Origin of the sequence: Kocuria varians (assembly GCF_006539885.1) — a bacterium.
In the GTDB taxonomy this organism is placed as follows: Bacteria; Actinomycetota; Actinomycetes; order Actinomycetales; family Micrococcaceae; genus Kocuria; species Kocuria varians.
Map to the genome: position 1 here is coordinate 1 of NZ_BJNW01000036.1, position 3,144 is coordinate 3,144.

Genomic DNA, 3,144 nt, shown 5'->3' on the forward strand with positions numbered 1-3,144 from the left:
GGATCACCTCGGATCGTGAGGTGTGCTCACGCTCCACGATGCGATCGAGGGGGCAGCTCCTCGGCCGTCAGCCTGACGGCGACGACCTGCATCGGCTCAGCACCTCGTCCCGGGCGCCCGCGACCGCGACGCTTGCGCTCCTCCACGTCGTAACCCGCCTCGGCCTCGGCGACCCACGCCTCGATCATCTCTTCCGACACGTGATCCTCGGGCATGTGAGCATCATCTAATGGTTCTCGGCTTCAATGCTCCGGCGGGCCTCCTCGAGAGGCTTTTTATAGGCCTCTGCGGCGTACTCGTAGAACCCCGCCTCCGAGGCCTCGGCCGTGAGCTGTTCCAGTGCCTCACGACGCCGCGTGCGCCTGGCGTCCTGATACGCCGCGTCGTCGTGAAGACGGCCGCGCATCGAAAACTGGTTCGTTTCCTGCTCAGGCATCCGAGGCCTCCACGCTGAGCGGTTCCGCGCGGTGCAGCGCCTCCACGACCTCTGCGTACCGGCGTCGCTTGTTGGCGGCCAGGACGACGCCGCGCAGTCCGCTCAGTTCCCCGGCCCGGCGCTGGGCGCGGGCCAGCAGGTCTGCGGCGGGGACGGCGTCGTCGACGATCCCGGCCGCCGCGGCGGTGGGGGCGTCGTACCGCTCGGACAGGACCATGGCGCGGTGGACCTCGCGCGGCGCGAGGCGCGCGGAGACCAGCGCGGCCAGACCGGACGTGAACGGGACCCCGATCGAGGTCTCCGGGAGGCAGAGGAACCCGCGCTCCGAACGGGCGCACCGCTCGTCGCACGCCAGGGCCAGCAGGAGACCGCCGCCGTAGCAGTGGCCGTTGATCGCGCAGACCGTGGGAACCCCGAGGACCAGGATGCGGGCGACGAGCGCCTGGAACGCCGCGCTGTAGCCCGGCTCGGCGAACAGCTCCGGCACGAGACCGTTCGAGAAGAACTTGCCCTGTGCCGTGACCACGAGTCCGAGCTCTCCGGGCGTCGACTCGACCTCCGTGAGCGCGGCGTCGATGGCGCGGATCCGCTCCACGGTGAAGCGGTGGTCCCCGTCGAGGGAGTCACTGATGTCGAGGGTGAAGACGTTGTCCTGGTGTGTCAGCTGAGTCACGTTGCCAGCATGGCACACCGTCGTTCCTGGGCCTGCCGGAGACCGAAGTCGGCTTGTCGTCCGAGACCGCGGTCCACCTCCGAAAGAAAATCAGCCCGCGCCAATCGGCAACGGGCTGATCATGATGACCCGACTGCACCGCGTCTGAAGAGACGCATCGGTCGGTTTCGGGCCTAGACTCGCGGCACACCACCCCGACGATCGGAGCCCCCATGACCACCTCGAACCAGAGCACCTCGGAAGCCGGTGCGAGCGGGCAGGAGGTCGCGGACGTCGTCGTGATCGGTGGCGGGCCAGCAGGAGAGAACGTGGCGCAGTACGCCCACGACGGCGGGCTGTCCGCGGTGGTCGTGGAGGAGTCCCTGAGGGGCGGGGACTGCTCGTACTACGCGTGCATGCCCAGCAAGGCCCTGCTGCGACCCCTGGAGGTTGCGGCCACCGCCGGGAACCTGGAGGGTGTGAGCACCCCGCAGCTCGACCGGGCGGGTCTGCTCGCACGCCGGGACGCCTGGGTCTCCCACTACGACGACGCCGGGCAGGTCCGCTGGGCGGAGAAGGCCGGTCTGCGCGTGGTCCACGGCCACGCCGAGATCGTGGGTCCCCGCGAGGTGCGCGTGAGCGACGCCGGGCGCACCCGCACGCTCACGGCCCGCCGCGCCGTCGTGCTGGCCACCGGGTCCAGCGCGCTCGTGCCGCCCGCGCTGCAGGGGATCCACGCGTGGAGCTCGCGGGACGCCACCGGCGTGGTGGAGGTCCCGGACCGCCTGGCGGTCGTGGGTGGGGGCGTGGTGGCCGTGGAGGCCGCCACCTGGATGGCCGCTCTCGGGTCCGAGGTGACCCTGCTGGTGCGCGGGGACGCGCTGCTGAACAGCCAGGAGCCGTTCGTGGGGGAACTTGTGAAGAGCGCCCTGGAACGGGCCGGGGTGCGGCTCCGGTTCGAAACCTCTGTGGAGTCCGCCTCGCGGGACAACGCGCGGAACACCGGTCTGGGCCGCGTGCACGGTGGCCCGGTCACGCTGAGCACCACCGAGGGGGAGCTCACCGCGGACGAGGTGCTCGTGGCCACCGGCCGCACGCCGCGGCTCGCGGACCTGGGTCTCGACGCCGTGGGCGTCACGCCGCAGGACGTCCGCTCCGGGAACCTTCCCGAGTGGCTGCACGCCGTCGGTGACGCCACGGGCGACGCCCTGCTGACCCACATGGGCAAGTACGAGGCCCGGGTGCTCGGCGCCCGACTGGCCGGGGCGCAGGAGAGCGCGCCGCCCGCCGTTGTCCCCGTCCCGCAGGCCGTCTTCACGGACCCTCAGGTGGGCGCCGTGGGCATGACCGAGCGCGAGGCGCGGGCGGCCGGACACCGCACGGTCGTGGCGGAGGCGCCCATCACCGCCGCCGCGGGTGCCGCGCTGCTGCGCGACGACGCCGCCGGGCGCGCCAAACTCGTGGTGGACGAGGACACCGGGCGGCTGCTCGGCGCGACCTTCGTGGGCCCGGACGCCGCCGAGCTCGTCCACGCGGCGACCATCGCCGTGGTGGGAGGAATCCCCGTCAGCCTGCTGCGCCACGCCGTCCCGAGCTACCCCACCGCGTCCGAGATCTGGCTGCGCCTGCTGGAGGACCTCCCCGCGTCCCTGCGCTGACTCCTGGTCTGCTGACCCGCCGGCCGAGCAGACCAATCCGGGCAGGCAGACCAACCCGGTGGCTCGGGCACGCAGACCGGGGCTCCGGCCGGGCAGGCGGACAGCCCGGCCGGGCAGGCTGGCGGGGCGCGCCGTGGCGGACCCCAGGGCGGCGCACCCCGATAGCCTGGGGGGGGATGACGACGACACAGCGGCGGCCCATCTCCGCCCAGATGAGACTGGCGGCAGCCGTGGTGATCGGGATCGCCGCGGGAGGCGCCGCCGCCCTGTTCCTCGGCGGGCTGATGCCCGTGCTCGTGGGGGCGTGCGGCGTGTCCCTCGCGTACGTGGTGATGTCCGTGGCGGTGCTGTGGCCCCTGTCCGCGGAGGAGACCGGGGTGAACTGGCTCTTCGCAGAT

Annotated in this window: 3 protein-coding genes and 2 pseudogenes; 2 read left to right on the forward strand and 3 right to left on the reverse strand. The window is 72.5% G+C overall.

What is annotated here, in order from left to right:
* The 3 genes and pseudogenes from KVA01_RS12475 to KVA01_RS12485 all read right to left on the reverse strand — a co-directional run.
* Positions 1-215 (reverse strand): annotated as a pseudogene (locus KVA01_RS12475) (antitoxin); the annotation flags it as partial.
* 11 nt (positions 216-226) lie between these two features.
* Complete coding sequence (locus KVA01_RS12480; protein ID WP_141270563.1) at positions 227-436, reverse strand: hypothetical protein; 210 nt, start codon at positions 434-436, stop codon at positions 227-229.
* Positions 429-1,109 (reverse strand): enoyl-CoA hydratase/isomerase family protein, encoded by a 681-nt coding sequence (locus KVA01_RS12485; protein WP_082810374.1) that lies wholly within the window; start codon positions 1,107-1,109, stop codon positions 429-431. The genes KVA01_RS12480 and KVA01_RS12485 overlap by 8 nt, the downstream gene beginning before the upstream one ends.
* A 212-nt stretch (positions 1,110-1,321) precedes the next feature.
* Here KVA01_RS12485 and KVA01_RS12490 point away from each other — a divergent pair, with 212 nt between their 5' ends.
* Together KVA01_RS12490 and KVA01_RS12495 are read left to right on the forward strand one after the other, a co-directional pair.
* The gene (locus KVA01_RS12490) at positions 1,322-2,746 is read left to right on the forward strand and encodes a dihydrolipoyl dehydrogenase family protein (protein ID WP_068469747.1); all 1,425 of its coding nucleotides are present in this window, start codon (positions 1,322-1,324) and stop codon (positions 2,744-2,746) included.
* 176 nt (positions 2,747-2,922) lie between these two features.
* A pseudogene (locus tag KVA01_RS12495) lies at positions 2,923-3,144 on the forward strand (DUF1345 domain-containing protein); the annotation flags it as partial.